This is a genomic window from Colwellia sp. Bg11-28, assembly GCF_002836245.1.
GTDB classification, from domain to species: domain Bacteria; phylum Pseudomonadota; class Gammaproteobacteria; order Enterobacterales; family Alteromonadaceae; genus Colwellia; species Colwellia psychrerythraea_A.
Genome location: NZ_PJBA01000002.1, coordinates 136222 through 152191, shown reverse-complemented (window position 1 = coordinate 152191; position 15970 = coordinate 136222). Strand labels below are relative to the sequence as shown.

Sequence of the window (15970 nt, the reverse complement as noted above, 5' to 3'; positions counted from 1 at the left end):
GGGCCGTGTAAAAGAGGATATTACATTGCACTTTCGTCGAAGTATAGGTAACAAACTATTATTTGCCTTTAGCTTTGTTGCGGGTTTACTGCTGTTTGTGAGTATTGTCGCTTGGAATGGTCTCAGCCTTATTGCCAGCACTGGTGATATTATTACTCAACAAACCTTACCTACCCTTTCAAGTGCAAGAGAACTAGCGAACCTTAGTTTGCAAATCACCCATAAGACGACGTTATTAAAAAATGTCACCGATGAAGAACAGCGTCAGGAAATCAGTCAGACATTAACATTGCTACATTTGGCGGTTGAAGATAAATTTATTGCTCTTGAGTTACTCAATCTCAACAAGAAAAATTTACCTTCGTTAATTAGTTTAAAGAAAGATATTAACCAAGGCATTGAGCAACTTGATCTCTATGCCAAAAATAAAATCACCAATCAACAACAACGTGATCAAGCCTTTACTGTGGTGAAAGCATCGGTTCATGAGATTTCTGTTTTATCTCAATCACAGGTAGCTAATGCGAGTACCTTTGCGTTAGTTCGTTTATCAGGGCTTTATGATTTAATTGAGCAGAAAAGTAATCTGCTACAAGCAAAACAAGATATTGATTTAATCATTGATGAAGACCTTAATTTACTTGATAAAATGGCCGCGTTAGAGCGAAATGCTTTGGAGTTAGAGCAAATTGCTAACTTGGTTATTACCACACAACAGTACCAGCCGCTTAATGAGCTAACCCACAATAAAAACAGACTAGTGTTGCTGATATCAAACTTAGTGGATTCAATTACTGATCCCTACAGAGCTAACTTGGCCAATATCGCACTTATTAAGCTTAATTTATTTGATAACTTGCTTGATAATCAACAAAGAGCCATTGAATTGGATCAAAAACAAAGCTTACTTCACCAACATATTTCTAATCAATTAACGCAATTAAACCAAGGAATATTGTCACTGGTTGAAAAGCAAGGTGAGTTAGCCAAAAAAACCAGTCAACAACATCAAAAATTGGTTTCTTGGTCCCAGAACGTATTTTTAATTACCACCTTATTATCCCTTATTGTCATTGTCTTTGTGATGTGGAAGGTGGTTTATCAAGGTATTGTTTTTAAGCTGCAAAAGCATACCGACGCAATAGAAAGATTAGCCGCTGGTGATTTAGAGATTACGGTCGAGTCATCAAATGATGAAGAGTTAAAACATTTAGCTGAAGCGCTCGATGTTTTTCGAGAGCATGCGATTAAAAAGCAACAGCTTGAGTATGAGCAGCTTCAAACAGAGCAAGAATTACGTTTGCATAAAGAAAACCTTGAGCAATTGATAAATATTAGAACGCAAGAGTTAAGGTTTACCAATGAGAAGCTAAACAGTGAATCTAAAGCGCACGCCTTAGCAAAGCAGCAAGCAGACGAAGCCAATAGAGCTAAATCGGTATTTTTAGCGAGCATGAGTCATGAAATACGTACGCCAATGAATGGCATGATCGGCACATTAGAGTTGTTAACCGATACCAAGCTCACGTCAGAGCAGCAAAAGTATGCTCAAACTATTTTATATTCAGGCGAAAGTTTATTAGATATTCTGAATGATATTCTTGATTATTCAAAAATTGAAGCAGGCCATATAGCGCTTTCTTACCGTGCCATTGATTTAGGCAAGCTAGGGGAAGATGTCGTGCATTTAATGCGAGCAAGAGCGCAGAATAAATCATTGCAGCTGCACTTTGAAAAAAAAGGAAATATTGAAAACTGGCGCGTTGCTGATTTAGGTAAGTTACGACAAATATTAATAAACTTGATTAACAATGCCATTAAGTTTACTCAACGGGGCAGTATTGTTTTATCAATAGACGTTAATGATGAAAGTAGTTCTGGAGATTCAGAGGTAACATTTTCAGTGACTGATACCGGCTGCGGTATTGCTAAAGACAAGCAAGCTGACGTTTTTCAGGCGTTTACTCAGGTAGATAATCTTCAAAGTGCTGTCGGCACAGGCTTGGGTCTAGCAATATGCCAGCGACTTGTCAGTGCAATGCAAGGCACTTTATCCCTTGAAAGTGAAGAAAATCGTGGCAGTTGTTTTGCCTTTACGATTCCATTAGCTCGAGCTTCAGCAGAAGCGATTAGCGCACAGCAAGTACTATTTTTGCCACCACAAGCGTTATCTCAATATTATCAGGTGCTTATTGTCGAGGATAATGAAATAAACCTTGATGTCGCCTGTGCCTTGGTTGAAAAACTGGGTCATAAAGTAACAGCCGCCAAAGATGGTGCTAGCGCGCTGAAATGTATGCACAACAATCGATTTGATTTAGCCTTACTCGATATCAATCTACCTGATATTGATGGCGTGACTTTATCTCAACAACTCAAGGTTATTGCGAAAGAAAAGCAGACTCCTTTCAAAACTATTGCAGTGTCAGCTCATGTTTTTAATGAAGATATAGCTAAATTTATAAAGTCAGGCTTTGATGGTTTTGTTGCCAAACCCGTGCAAATGAAAAAATTAAAACCAAGTATTGCCAAAGTAATGTTTAATGTTAGAGGATTCGTTAATCAGGAAGTCGAAGGTGGGGCTGAGCAAGAAACGGAACCTTGTCTTGAACTAAAAGTTGAAATGCCTGAAGCCGTAGTCATTGCTTCAACGAATAAGGACTCTCTAGTTGAAAGTCAGGAGCTTAGTGAATTTTTATTATTTGATGCCGATATTCCCAACCAAGATATTGAGTACTTGGGCAGTGATAAAGTAATACAACTTACTCGGTTATTTTGTCAACAAATAGATAACGAATATAGTAATTTTTCAAGTTTATCGGCCATTGATCAACACGCAAAATTACATAAACTTAAAGGCGCTGCCATCGGTTTAGGTTTGGTTCGGTTATACCAACTTTGTCACACACTTGAAATCAACACTGAAGATAATAAACTGACATCTTCACAGTTACTTATGATTGACGAATTAGCTCAATTATCCAAGCGATCGCTTAATCAATATGCGCAAAGCCTTAAAAATATTTAGCATTGAAATTCTTTGGATAACAAAAACTGACATCTGACTAAACATCATCCTCTTCCGCTTTTAATCCCCAAACTCTTTTGCCATACTGGTTTGGCTCAATGACTGAAAATTAAAACTAGTTATCTGCCAATAAAGCAGTAAATAACACCAATACATTCGCATCCGAAGGGGTTCCAGAAGGTAAATTTACTATTTATCCATCACCAAAAATAATTTTAGTAGACCTCTACTCTAATAGGTAAAACTTAACCTTTGATAACCCCTTAAATTAATGACGATTCTAATTGATGATCTGATAATTCATATTTAGCTAAAAGATAATTTTTATTATCTTTTTTTAAATAAGTTTTGGTATTTTGAATCGACTCAATCAATATTTCTTTGCCAATAGCGTCTATCTTTAATGGATTATTCGTTAATAGATGTAGACTCGAAACATTCAGTGCTTTGAGCATATTTATTGCGTCATCATAGTTTCTATCATCGTCATTGAAGCCTAGTTTTCTATTCGCCTCATAAGTATCAATCCCCTGCTCTTGAAAAAGATATGCATCTAGTTTGTTATATAAACCTATGCCTCTCCCTTCTTGTCTCAGGTATAAAATTATCCCGCCATTATCTTTCATTATGTTGATTGATTCGTCTAACTGTTCACCGCAATCACATCGAGAAGAATGGAATAGATCGCCCGTCAAACATTCAGAATGAACTCTTACTAAAGGAGATTTCTGCTGTTTGTCTGCGCTTTTAAATACTATGGCAATATGTTCTTTATCATCAACAAGACCAGTAAAACTGATAATTTCTGCCGGAATATCTTCTTTTATACTTAACTTTACCCGTGCTCTTATTGCGGGTATGCTTTCATTTAACGTCATATTTATAACCTAGATTAAATCGATTAAGCTCGCTGCCATTTAAAGCAATAACGAAACTAAAATAAGTTTTATCCAATCTTTTACTTTTCATTGTCTAACTGAGTTCTAACAATAGAACTGAATATTGACCAAGTTGAACTAGCACAAAAACCGTACTACAAAATATTATTGCGGATAAAACTAAATACATTAGATACTTTGAAAATGAGGATAAAAATAGTGAATACAAGGTTTACTGGTAAATAATTGCTTTAGAGTTAATCAATTAAGGTATGAGTCCCATGTAAAATACTGCTAAATTTAACATCTTTTACGCCGTTGATATCGAACCATCACGTTGAAAATTATAACTAAATGATATAAAAGTAACAACCTCCGAATAGCTCAGAAGTTAATTATGCTCATTTTTATTTATTTGTGAATCAATCATTTTAATGGTGTTATCAATCACTGATAACGCATGCTCAAATTCACTTTTTTTCTCTTGCACCAGGCGAATAGCAATAGAGAAATTATTTTTGAACATAGTGGTAAACACTATATCTGGGGCGATTATCTTTCCAGATTCAAAATCCATACTCTTATTAACTGCTGGTGCTGCATGAATCATCACAAGATTAGCCTGAGTATTTTCAAGTCGTTCTGTAATTTCATAAGTACGTTCAATTTCTTGCAGATTTTCAATGATTTCTTTGCTATTAACGTATTTGATTTCACCACTATAAACTAACGTTTGGAAGACACTGCTTTGTCGCCTAAAATCTCCATATTCGAGCAAGCGAATAACTTTACTTGCTAGGACCTCAAGATTTTCCTGATCATTTTCATTGATTAATTTCATCCCAACTAGATAATCATCTATTCGCTCATTCATACCATATATTTCTGCTGAAAGTTTTTCTTTATCTGCGGATAATTGGAGTTTAATAGTTAACAAATAGTGATGTTCGATTGCTTTTTTTTGCTGTGCTAAATCATAATTATTAACCTGAAGGGCAATGAGAATTCCAGTAACGACTAAAAAAATCTCACCAATGGCATAAAGACAATACTTACCAAACTTACCATCTCTAATAAGCGCATTTCTCATCTTTTTAAATTGTATTAGCATGACAATACCTTAAAGAGTTAATGATTAAATTTGGACTATCTGTGAGTTATATACCCGTTACAATTGATATTATAGTTGCCTAAGCACCTACTTGATTCAAAAGTGATACGCACATATTACTTAACTTGAGCAGCTCAATGACTAAGGTATTGAAAATATATTATCAATCCTGCAAGGGGCTTTTTATTTATACTGTCATCAAAGCATTGTATTTGGATGACAGGGTGAATAATCTCCAAGCGACCTTATAACGTTAGCATTATTCCCTATATGGCTCTCGACTTAGCTTATTTTGTCATTGTTTATAACAATCGATTTAGAGCAGAAATCATCAACTATTGATTCTTTATTCTGCCATGACATACCAAATAATAACCTTAAAATATTGACCCTTTTAATAAGTAGCTCATAGAGTAAGGCGCAAATAACAAAGGTACCCACCACTATGGTCAAAAACTCAAGAGTTCCAGACATGCCCCAATCGATCACGTAGAAACCAAAAATAATGATGACGGTTTGATGCAAAATAAAAAATGGATAAACAATGCTATTACAATACTTAAGGGAGCTATTGGTATAGTTCAGGTACTTTCTAGCAAAACCAATAATTAACGCTATCCAAGACCATTTAACTAATATTTCAACTATCCCCCAAACTAAACCAGTATCGAATGGAAACATCTCATTAGGTAAAAGGAAGAGTGTTAATAAAACAGAATAACTCGCTAGGCCTATTGCTAAAGATATAAAACGATTCTCTTGAAAAGATAGCCATATTTTCGGCATTCGGACAAAAATTAATCCCATGAGCACGGCAAAAAGAAAGATTGCGTGCCCATACCAATCATCGTAGAAAGTATGAGTGACTTCATGGTTATTGAAGGCGAAGAAAATAACAAAATAAATGGTTAGTGGTAACCAGATAACACGCGAACTTTTGGTAAGGAATTTTTCAATTTTTTGCAGTATTACTATACCTTTTTCACTATTAATAAAGGCACAAAGAGGTAACAACAAAACGGTATAGTGGAACAAGTACAACACATACCACATGTGATTATACGTTGGAAATGGAGCGTTCATACGCTTATCCCATGCGAAGGTAAAATAATGTGAACTCCAAAACTGCCAGAAGTTTCCCTCAAAAACACCTTTTTGAATCGCTTCATAATACGATTGTGGGGCTACAACAATAGCAATAGCAAAGAGAAGTGGTAGATATAACTTAACAATTCTTTGCCAGGTAAAAGACTTAAGTGGCATTTTAGTTATCATATAACTGATTGCCACACCTGAAACAAGAAACAGAATATCAAGTCGCCATTTAGAGCTAAGTATCATGATAGTTTTCAAAAAAGTGCTGTTATAGCCACTTTCAATATGAAAACCCCAATCAACAAACATTAATGCGCTGTGATAGAAAACCAAAAATGCGAAGGCTAGTATTCTGATCCAATCTAAAAAATACAGTCGGCTTCCGAGATTATTTTCCAGGTGTTTATTTAGTACTTGTGTTGTCATTTTGATTTTATCCTCTGCTCATTTATGCTGAGAATAGAAAAACAGAGCTAAAAAATAAATGACTAAGGGACAAGTGGGTCTTTGGACGTGTTAACAAGGAAACATGCCATTAATAAATGGTGTATTATTTTAATTAACTACTCAGTCGAGTCATTGTAAAATATGCAAACTCTAAAAGCGCTGCTACATTTTTATTCCACCATTACCGCTAAGCAGATTCTGATAGGGCTTGTTTCACTTTCTATCGTCGCTTTTTTTATCACACAAACCGCAATAGCCGATCGTAAAGATTCGCTATCATGGGAACCTTGGCTTTTAGAGTACAGCGCTGTTTATTGTTATGGCCTAGTTTGTCCAATCATTATTTTTTGCTGTAAAAAGTGGTCACTAGATGAAACGCATAGATATAAATCAATGCTAAAAGTGGCGATTTTGTATATCCCATTTACCTTCCTTTTTATCTCACTAATGATCGGAACAAGGCATTTAGCCTATTTATTAATTGAGGGTAGGCTTTGGGATAACGGTGATTTACTTACAAGGTATATCTATGAATACCCTAAAACGATAGGCTTCTATTGTGCCATAGTATTCGGCGCTTACACTAAAGTTTATTTTGAAACATACCAAAAAGAACAAATTCACGCTGCAAAACTCAACGAGCAATTACTCACCGCACAAATAGCTGTTTTAAGGAATCAATTACAGCCTCATTTTTTGTTTAACACCTTGAATCTTATTTCTAGCACTATGTATCAAGATGTTGATAAAGCCGATTCAATTATTATGCGTTTAGGAAATCTACTGCGTTATTCATTAGCTGCAGAACAAAAGCCTTGGGTAACCTTTAATGATGAGTTACAGGCTATGACTTCATTTTTAGAAATAGCTCAGTTACGCTTTGGTGATAGATTATCTACAAAAATAGAAATTGAACCACAAGTAGAGTCCGTTTTGATCCCTGCAATGTTACTACAGCCATTACTCGAAAATGCCGTGAAATATGGTATTGAGCCTTCTGATGATATGGGCGAAGTTCACCTTAAAGCCTATAGTGAAGATGGGATGCTTTGTATTACTATTATGAATCCATTACTCGAATATGAAAACCAACAACCTTCTTTTGGTATTGGTTTACAAAATACCAAAGAAAGACTCGAACTGCTATATGGTGATTCGGCAAACGTTTCACTTGTTCAACAAGGTAACAACTCCATTATATTAACACTGACTTTACCTATGCAATAAACCCGACATAGCTTATCTAACAGGCATATTAAAAACACTGCTAAAAGTAATTGTCTTTGTTAGGATAGGATAGGATATAAATGCCCTACTCTTTTTATAGGTTAATAACATGTCAGAACTCGCTCAAGTCTCTAGCTCGTACAAGGTACTTGTTGTAGATGATGAACCTGCTGCACGTCAAAAGCTTATTCACTTTCTAAAAGAACACAGTGATTTTGACGTCGTTGCAGAAGCAAGAAATGGCGTGGAAGCACTAGAGTGCATTGATAAGTTTACCCCATCATTGGTCTTTTTAGATATTCAAATGCCCAAACTGGATGGCATTTCTGTCGCCAGTAATTTAGAGTTTAACAAAGAAGTTTCCATTGTATTTGTGACTGGTTTTAATGAATATGCGATAAGTGCATTTGAGTTAAATGCGGTTGACTATCTCCTTAAACCCTATGACAAAGCTAGGTTAGCTAAAACACTTAATCGCTTTCGTGAATTTTCTGGAACAACACAAAAATTTGATATTCCAAAGCTTGTGCAAGATTACCGAACAGACCAGCACTACCCAAAAACTTTACTATTTAAAGCTGAAGGCTCAATTGAAGTAGCGAAAGCAGATGAAGTTCAATGGATTGAATCTTCGGGTAACTATGTAAAAATTTGCCTTGAAAGAACGGCATTTATTGCCAGACAAACATTAACTGGCGTACAGAGTCAGTTAGACCCCACTATTTTTGTACGCATACACCGTTCGCACGTTATCAATATTAATGAAGTTATTCAAGTGACTCCCATTAGCAAAGGTGATCATACCTTACAGCTAAGATCAGGAACTGAACTAAGGTTATCTCGAGCTTACCAAGAAAACTTCTTTAAGGTATTCAACCTTACCTCAATATAAAATTCATTTCTTCAAGCTCGACTAGACCCTGCCTACTATGTATTGATTGTTATGTCCCCTGAACACTCAAACAACCCGACTCATCCCTATCATATTTATTCTCATTCACCGCTTATCTAGACTTGTGCTTTAAATTATGGGAATTGAAAGGGGTAAAATTAGCACTATGTTGCTCTAAATTCTAACCATCACGATGAAAAATTTAGTTTATATTATTTAATCTTCACAGCGGTGACAAAGGGTGTGTTGCTGACACAAGCGGTAATTCCAATAATGACCGCCTGCAATAACCGTCGATCCCACTAGGGTAAGTGCCTTTTCCCAAAATTCGTTACCTATCCATACTGCGAGAACTAATAAAATTAATCCCAAAAAGCCAATAAATAGTAATCTATAACGTTTATGCTGCTTACACCCCATAAATAGTGCGTAAACACTTGTCGGAAGAACAATTATTACCATCCAAGTATGAAACGCTTCATTGTTGAGTTGTAATACCATAAAACTTGGCAGTAATAGCAATAGTAAAGGCAAAGCTAAACAATGAATAGCGCAAGCAATTGATAGCGTAATTGCCATTTTATCAGTAACATTTTCTATTTTTATCATCTTTTAACTTCCTGACCACTATAGGTCTTTTTTATAATCTGTTTTTTAATAATCATAAACGCATTATTTTACGTTCAGCACTCAGTGTCACGACACCTTGTTTTGTATCTGTTATCCACATCGCACGAATTTTCTGAATTCCTGAAAACTGTTCAAAAGCAAGTACAGTAATAGCTGATAACGTTGATTTTTCTTCACAGTGATAGCGATAATTTGCAACTACTTGGCTGTGATTTTCATGACTTGTATCTTGATCGCTGTGAGCATCATGTGCTTTTTTGTTGTATTTCGGCTGATGTTCATGCTTATTTTCATCAAGTTTTATTAAACCTGATACATCAATCGCAGTATTAATGAGCGTACAACCACCACCTGAGAAAGAAAAAAGTGCTGCGGCATTACTCAATAGTGCTTTAGCATTATTAACAATCGTAATCTCTTCTTTGTTGCTTGCTTTATGCTCAAAACCAAAGAGATTGACCGTTGGAGAAATCAACTGAATATCCAGAATTCCTCCTTCAATCGCCATCGTCATCGTCATTTCAGATAAACCATGTACATGGGCATTTAAGCTAGTGCCTTGTTCGTGCTGATTTTTTGCATGAACGTTTTGACCTAATAAAAAGACATTTAATAGTATTATATTTAACAAAAATGATACTAACTTTTGTACTTTCATTTTTAAACTTCCCTTCACTAACAATATTTAATCGTTAATAAAATCAAGCGTTAATAATAAACGACGTTCATTTAGTAAACCTTCTGGCTGAACGGGTGAGCGATGTACTAAACCGCCACCTTCATTATCATGCCAAAACTCACCTTTGAGTAAGGCGACATCACCTTCGCTCAGTTGACGAATATCATCAGAGCTATCAAAAAGACCTGATTGTTCATCTGATTTACCTTGGTTTCCCGCACCTAATTTATTGCGGTCAACCAACTGATGAGGAAGCCACTCTGTGGCAATTCCATGATATGTTGTTACTAGTCGACACGGAATTCGATCAAAGTGAAATCTGGGGCACATAGCACGGTCGAGTGCTGTTAATCGTAATCCAACCTCTTTGAGATCAAACAAACAGCAAAACATATCAACCAATAGTGTTATGTCATCGCTCAACCTCCTCACAGCGATCGTCTCACCTAACGCATTACAAAGCGTAGCATGGACAGTTTTTACGCTAACTGCCTCTGCAATTTTAACTCTTACACCCGTTTTTAAAATCTCATCCACAGCCAGTACTAGTTTGTCAGACAATTTACGTTGCCAAATTGCAATATTGGTGTCATCTCGATAAATATCGGTAAATGCCTCAGGTGAGTCACTTTCACTGGCACGTTTTGTCAGTGTTTCAGGTAAGAGTAGACTTGTTGATTGACTTTCATTAATAGTATTTATTGTATTCACGCGCTTTCACTCCACTCTGGAAACGGATCACTTAGTGTTGCCCAGTAATTTTTCCCTTTGAGTAATTCATCATCTGTCAACAGGCATTCATTGAGTGCATTAGTCATAGCCCCTTGATCTAGTTGCTGACCAATGAACACTAATTCTTGACGCATATCACCAAATGGCTCAACCCACTGCTTCTCTATAGCGTTCAATGACTCCTCATCGATAGGCCAATCTTTTTTGGGCACCGATTTCCAGAACATAGCAGCAAAACCATAATGAGCAATGCCACCTGCCTGATTCCATTGACCTGAAAATTGGGGACGAGTGGCCAACCAAAAATACCCTTTGGAACGAATTAATTTACCAAATTTTTCAGTGTCATGAAGAAAGTGATAAAATTTCTCAGGATGAAACGGACGGCGAGCAAGAAAACTAAAGCTACTAATACCATATTCTTCGGTTTCAGGAATGTGTTCACCTCGCATCTCCTTCAACCACCCTGGCGCGCTCTGGGCGCGTTCAAAATCGAACAAACCAGTACTCAGCACTGCATCAATATCGACTTGACCTTGAGTAATAGGGCTTATTCGGGCATGGGTATTAAGCGTTTTCAGTATTGCTATTAGGCGATCAATATCAGAAATATCAACCAAGTCGGTTTTGCTAATCAAGATGACATCGGCAAATTCAACTTGGTCAACGAGTAGATCAGAGACACTACGTTCGTCTTCTTCCCCTAACGACTCTCCTACTTCTTGTAAAGAAGATGCCTCTTCGTAATCCTTTAAAAAATTTACCGCATCAACAACCGTAACCATAGTATCCAGTGTTGCCACATCTGATAATGAAATACCGTCCTCGTCGGAAAAAGTAAAGGTTTCGGCTATCGGCAATGGCTCAGAAATACCCGTAGATTCAATAACCAAGTAATCAAATCGTCCATCTTGTGCTAATTTCGTAACCTCTAAGAGAAGATCTTCACGCAATGTACAACAGATACAGCCATTACTCATTTCAACAAGCTTTTCATCGCTGCGGTTGAGAGATACTTCGTTAGCAACCGTAGCTGAATCGATATTGACTTCACTCATATCATTAACGATGACAGCCACTTTTTTACCTTGACGATTATTCAAAATATGGCTTAGTACTGTGGTTTTTCCGGCACCGAGAAAACCCGATAGAACAGTAACCGGTAACTTTTTTTTGTGAAGCATGAGAGCACTCTCTGTTTTTATACCCAAACTACATGAAGATGCAGGTTTCAGCTGGAATTAGAAACGTCTTTAGGCAAGGCATTGATTGAAGAGAATAGTTATTCTATTGTCAAAATCAATAACGCAGCAAAAAGCGTTTAAAAACCAGCCCTGCGGGGACGTCTGAGCAAGCCATGCTCTTCGTTGTCTCCTTTTTTAAGAAAATAACCCTTAATAAAATGAGACGCCTTGATCATGAATCGCTCAAGTGCCCTGAAACACGCATATTCAAGTAGCTTGGGTAAATCATTAAAATTGACTAGAAGAACCATCCAGACATTAAGCTATTATGTTATAACATCACAATTACTTAATAAAGCGTTATTGTGATATTATAACACTAAACCAATCTAGTTATTTTATTTTTGAGAGAACCTTGAAGGTTAATTGTATGGCATTGCTCTAATGAGAGATTGATCTAATGAATTAGTAATTAAGTGGCAAGCCGTTATCGCTAGTGATAATAGTGAGTATCTAAAATTTACGTACCCTTAATCTTTGTAAAGATAAGCCTTATTAAGCTGCAAACTATATGCTGATTTTCCTAGGAGGCTATCTGTTGTATCAATACTTAAAACCCCTTGAAACCAAAACGCGTCGTATAAAGAGGTTACTTCAATGCCCGCCGACGATTTTACGAAGATAATTTGATTTGGCGGCGGTGGTGGCATATGTAAGCATGCTCCAAAGTAGGGAACAATAAAGAATTGCGTTACCCGTTGTTTTTCATCTGTTTCTAGAGGCACGACAAAACCTGGAAGTCGAATGCTTTTACCATCAAATGTCTCTACAACCCTTGTTGATTCTAGCGCCTGTTGATACCTTTTTGCTGCTTCATCGGTTGAACTAACTCCTTTTAATGACTCCATATTATCGTTTTCTGATTGATCTTCTATATCAAACAAAAAGTCTGGCGGATTAAGTAATACCGCTAAATCATCAGCCGGGATTAATTCGGTCCATTCTATGTCGGTATACTCAACCTGTGCTCTTACCGTTAAACTAAATATTAATACCACTAGCACAAGGATTATTGAGCATAAAACACATCGGCTATTCATTTTATCCAAATCACAAATTTTCTTTCCACCTTAGCCATCAATGTTATAACATAACATAACATAAAACAGAAGCGGATAGGAATACCTATGCTGTGATTATCGAAGGTGAATAAGATTTGTCAACACTTGCTATCAACTTACAAAATATACACCACTATTATAAAGATACCCCTGCCAGTTATGCTGGGTTATCTATTGCTCAATGGCAAGTCGATATCACTGAACGTGTATTCTTACATGGAAGTTCTGGTTCCGGGAAAACCACGCTTTTAAATTTATTGTGTGGAATTTTACTACCAACGTCAGGCAGCGTTAGTCTATTCGATCATAATATCAGTGCGTTATCAAACAGCCAGCGGGACTTATTTAGAGCAAAAAATATTGGCGTGGTATCTCAAAAATTTAATCTTATCCCGTATCTATCGGTGCTTAAAAACATTCAGCTCGCAGCCTACTTCGCCAAAAATTCAAGGCCTGATGTGAATTCTGACGTGCAAACGTTGCTTAACGCATTGCAGTTACCCAGTAATATTATGCACAGACAAGTTAACCAATTGAGTGTTGGACAGCAGCAACGCGTCGCAATTGCCCGCGCTCTGATTAATCATCCACGATTATTATTAGTTGATGAACCTACCTCGGCACTCGATGCATCGGCAAAAAATGCATTTATGGACTTACTTATGCAGATCTGTGACAACACTAAAATCACGCTTATTTTTGTCAGTCATGATGCCTCCTTGTTGCATCATTTTGATAGTAACCTCGACATTACTACATTGAGTAAAGCTGAGGAAACCATGTCATTATGATATTACTTTCTGTTGCCTGGCACAGCTTATTAAGCCGAAAAAAAACGGCCATCTTGACCTTCATATCATTAACCATCAGCATTGTAGTATTGCTAAGTATCGAACATATTCGCCTGCAAGCAAAAGAAAGTTTTAATCGTACTATATCAGGCGTAGATTTGATTGTTGGCGCGCCTAGTGGTCAATTAAACTTATTGTTATATTCTGTTTTTAGAATGGGCAGCCCTGCCAATAACATTAAGTACACGAGCTTTACCATGCTCGAAAAGCGACAACTAGTTGACTGGGCTATCCCTATTTCTCTTGGCGATTCTCATCGTGGTTTTCGAGTTATTGGCACAAATAACAGCTATTTTACTTATTATCGCTATGGTAAAAAACAGTCATTGCAATTTGAACATGGCAGTAAATTTTCATCCTTATTTGACGTAGTTATCGGTGCCGATGTTGCAAAAGAACTTAATTATAATTTGGGCGATGAAATAATTATTGCTCATGGTATTGGCAATACAAGCTTTACCAAACACGAGCAAACAGCTTTTGTAGTAAGTGGTATTTTAGCAAGCACTGGCACGCCCGTTGATAAAAGTGTTCACGTAAGTTTAGGTGCCATTGAAGCGATCCACTTACCGCCATCAGCATTAAAAAAATGGCTAATAAATCCAGAAAAAACACCACCCGTACCTAAAAGTATTACGGCTGTTATGCTTAAGCTAAAAAGTAAATTATCAACATTTGGATTACAGCGAGAGATTAATAACTATCCAACAGATAGATTAATGGCAGTTTTGCCTGGTGTTGCCATGACAGAGCTGTGGAGTTTGATGGCAACCGTTGAAAATTTGCTGCGCGCCATAGCGGTGCTAGTGCTTATTTCATCCTTGTTTGGACTCACAACTATGTTGTTGGCCTCAATGAACGAGCGTCAAACAGAAATAGCAGTATTACGCATGTTAGGGGCTAGTCCTGTTACCCTATTACTGCTAATTTTGTTAGAAGCCGTTATTTTAGTAAGCCTAGCAATCATCATGTCAATAGTAGTACTAACACTCGCACTTTATAGTCTTGAGGCATGGTTTGCTGCTGAATTTGGTTTGTTTTTAAGTGATGATATTTTTACCATGGAATTGATGTGGTTAATCTCCATGATATTTATCGCAACATTGATTGTGCCTTTGTTGCCAGGAATAGCAGCATATAAGCATGCTTTACACGCTCAACTTTCAAGTCATTAAACATTGAACACTGTCTGATTTCTCAGACAGTGTTTTTGTAGCCTAAAATTTTATAAAATTAATCTTCTACGCGAACGACCCAAACATCATGTTCGTCTGCATGAATGATTTGTAGCAAAATTTGATAGCCCGACTTGGCATTTAAATGTACGTACTCTATTGAAGTTTCAAACTCTTATTCTGAAAAGAAGTACTAAAAATATAAACGTAATACGGTTTCAGCCACACAGGCTAAACGCTTACTATTTTCAACTTCAATACTTACCTCATTAACAACTTCAATACTACGCTTCATAGGTACTAAGTTGACTAATTTAATACTGGCCCTAACACGAGTACCCGCTTTAACTGGATAAGGAAAGCGCACTTGATTCAAACCAAAATTAATAACCATCTTTGCTTCTGGATAAGGGTTACTATCTAAATCTACTGAATTAGTTAACTTGGGAATTAATGACAAGGTTAAAAACCCATGTGCTATTGTCGCTTTAAAGGGCGACTCTTTCGCTGCACGAATAGGATCGGTATGAATCCATTGTTTATCACCTGTGACTTCGGCAAATTGATCAATACACTCTTGCTCTACCTCATGCCAATCACCTACAAATGTTACTGTATCGATTTTTTCAAGCAGGCTTTTGTAGGTTTTTTCTGCTTGTGGTACTTGTATCAATACCTCCTCGGGTTTACTTTCTTCCGCATCTACAGGACTAAATTGAGAGAACCAAGGGTTATTTAGCGTATTTCTAAAAGGCATAGTGATTTTGTTATTGAATAAATTTGATAAGTTCTTAAATTTAGGCTCTAACTTGGCGATAAACTGATCATTTTGGTGTTGTAAATTTTTTCTCTTTTCTCTAATAAACGCTATAACTTTCATATAGTAGCCTTATCAATATCTTGATGCCTAAATTTATTGT

At 36.6% G+C, this 15970-nt stretch carries 14 protein-coding genes; 5 read left to right on the top strand and 9 right to left on the bottom strand.

The window, feature by feature from the left end; all coding sequences use genetic code 11:
- Positions 1-25: 25 nt before the first annotated feature.
- Entirely contained in the window at positions 26-3028 is a 3003-nt protein-coding gene (gene torS, locus CXF79_RS02610; RefSeq protein ID WP_101153813.1) for a TMAO reductase system sensor histidine kinase/response regulator TorS, read from the top strand.
- Positions 3029-3291: 263 nt separating this feature from the next.
- Here the strand turns inward: torS and ribA are convergent, their stop codons facing one another.
- The 3 genes from ribA to CXF79_RS02595 all read right to left on the bottom strand — a co-directional run bounded on the left by ribA (position 3292) and on the right by CXF79_RS02595 (position 6538).
- Positions 3292-3888 carry a GTP cyclohydrolase II RibA gene (ribA, locus tag CXF79_RS02605; RefSeq protein ID WP_198560025.1) on the bottom strand — a complete coding sequence of 199 codons (597 nt, stop codon included), beginning with the start codon at positions 3886-3888 and terminating at the stop codon, positions 3292-3294.
- A gap of 409 nt (positions 3889-4297) precedes the next feature.
- A complete protein-coding gene (locus CXF79_RS02600; RefSeq protein ID WP_101153811.1) occupies positions 4298-5017 on the bottom strand; it encodes a hypothetical protein in 720 nt (239 codons plus the stop codon).
- A gap of 282 nt (positions 5018-5299) precedes the next feature.
- Positions 5300-6538 carry an acyltransferase family protein gene (locus tag CXF79_RS02595; RefSeq protein WP_101153809.1) on the bottom strand — a complete coding sequence of 413 codons (1239 nt, stop codon included), beginning with the start codon at positions 6536-6538 and terminating at the stop codon, positions 5300-5302.
- 162 nt (positions 6539-6700) lie between these two features.
- On the opposite strand from CXF79_RS02595, the gene CXF79_RS02590 reads away from it, so the two are divergent.
- Both CXF79_RS02590 and CXF79_RS02585 read left to right on the top strand, forming a co-directional pair.
- On the top strand, positions 6701-7786 hold the full coding sequence (locus CXF79_RS02590; protein ID WP_101153808.1) for a sensor histidine kinase: 1086 nt from the start codon (positions 6701-6703) through the stop codon (positions 7784-7786).
- 109 nt (positions 7787-7895) lie between these two features.
- Complete coding sequence (locus CXF79_RS02585; protein WP_011042643.1) at positions 7896-8678, top strand: LytR/AlgR family response regulator transcription factor; 783 nt, start codon at positions 7896-7898, stop codon at positions 8676-8678.
- A 216-nt stretch (positions 8679-8894) separates the two neighbouring features.
- Here CXF79_RS02585 and CXF79_RS02580 read toward each other — a convergent pair whose 3' ends face one another.
- The 5 genes from CXF79_RS02580 to CXF79_RS02560 form a co-directional block, all read right to left on the bottom strand.
- Positions 8895-9287 (bottom strand): MerC domain-containing protein, encoded by a 393-nt coding sequence (locus CXF79_RS02580; protein WP_011042642.1) that lies wholly within the window; start codon positions 9285-9287, stop codon positions 8895-8897.
- A gap of 52 nt (positions 9288-9339) precedes the next feature.
- A complete protein-coding gene (locus CXF79_RS02575) occupies positions 9340-9966 on the bottom strand; it encodes a DUF2796 domain-containing protein (protein ID WP_101153806.1) in 627 nt (208 codons plus the stop codon).
- 27 nt (positions 9967-9993) lie between these two features.
- Positions 9994-10698: a DUF1826 domain-containing protein gene (locus CXF79_RS02570; RefSeq protein ID WP_101153804.1), complete on the bottom strand. Its 705-nt coding sequence runs from the start codon at positions 10696-10698 to the stop codon at positions 9994-9996.
- Positions 10695-11903: a zinc metallochaperone GTPase ZigA gene (gene zigA, locus CXF79_RS02565; RefSeq protein ID WP_101153803.1), complete on the bottom strand. Its 1209-nt coding sequence runs from the start codon at positions 11901-11903 to the stop codon at positions 10695-10697. The genes CXF79_RS02570 and zigA overlap by 4 nt, the downstream gene beginning before the upstream one ends.
- 530 nt (positions 11904-12433) lie before the next feature.
- Entirely contained in the window at positions 12434-13003 is a 570-nt protein-coding gene (locus tag CXF79_RS02560; RefSeq protein ID WP_101153801.1) for a DUF3299 domain-containing protein, read from the bottom strand.
- Between the two features lie 116 nt (positions 13004-13119).
- Here CXF79_RS02560 and CXF79_RS02555 point away from each other — a divergent pair, with 116 nt between their 5' ends.
- Both CXF79_RS02555 and CXF79_RS02550 read left to right on the top strand, forming a co-directional pair.
- Positions 13120-13815 carry an ABC transporter ATP-binding protein gene (locus CXF79_RS02555; protein ID WP_101153799.1) on the top strand — a complete coding sequence of 232 codons (696 nt, stop codon included), beginning with the start codon at positions 13120-13122 and terminating at the stop codon, positions 13813-13815.
- Positions 13812-15050, top strand: a complete 1239-nt coding sequence (locus CXF79_RS02550; protein ID WP_198560018.1) for an ABC transporter permease — start codon at positions 13812-13814, stop codon at positions 15048-15050. The genes CXF79_RS02555 and CXF79_RS02550 overlap by 4 nt, the downstream gene beginning before the upstream one ends.
- Before the next feature lie 193 nt (positions 15051-15243).
- On the opposite strand, the gene CXF79_RS02545 is transcribed toward CXF79_RS02550, so the two are convergent.
- A complete protein-coding gene (locus CXF79_RS02545) occupies positions 15244-15930 on the bottom strand; it encodes a MaoC family dehydratase (protein ID WP_011042613.1) in 687 nt (228 codons plus the stop codon).
- Between the last annotated feature and the right edge of the window lie 40 nt (positions 15931-15970).

Excerpts from the sequence above, each read along its gene's own strand:
- CXF79_RS02580 (WP_011042642.1), bottom strand. The coding sequence starts at position 9,287 with ATGATAAAAATAGAAAATGTTACTGATAAAATGGCAATTACGCTATCA.
- CXF79_RS02595 (WP_101153809.1), bottom strand. The coding sequence starts at position 6,538 with ATGACAACACAAGTACTAAATAAACACCTGGAAAATAATCTCGGAAGC.
- CXF79_RS02550 (WP_198560018.1), top strand. The coding sequence starts at position 13,812 with ATGATATTACTTTCTGTTGCCTGGCACAGCTTATTAAGCCGAAAAAAA.
- CXF79_RS02590 (WP_101153808.1), top strand. The coding sequence starts at position 6,701 with ATGCAAACTCTAAAAGCGCTGCTACATTTTTATTCCACCATTACCGCT.
- zigA (WP_101153803.1), bottom strand. The coding sequence starts at position 11,903 with ATGCTTCACAAAAAAAAGTTACCGGTTACTGTTCTATCGGGTTTTCTC.
- CXF79_RS02600 (WP_101153811.1), bottom strand. The coding sequence starts at position 5,017 with ATGCTAATACAATTTAAAAAGATGAGAAATGCGCTTATTAGAGATGGT.
- CXF79_RS02545 (WP_011042613.1), bottom strand. The coding sequence starts at position 15,930 with ATGAAAGTTATAGCGTTTATTAGAGAAAAGAGAAAAAATTTACAACAC.
- CXF79_RS02575 (WP_101153806.1), bottom strand. The coding sequence starts at position 9,966 with ATGAAAGTACAAAAGTTAGTATCATTTTTGTTAAATATAATACTATTA.
- CXF79_RS02585 (WP_011042643.1), top strand. The coding sequence starts at position 7,896 with ATGTCAGAACTCGCTCAAGTCTCTAGCTCGTACAAGGTACTTGTTGTA.
- CXF79_RS02560 (WP_101153801.1), bottom strand. The coding sequence starts at position 13,003 with ATGAATAGCCGATGTGTTTTATGCTCAATAATCCTTGTGCTAGTGGTA.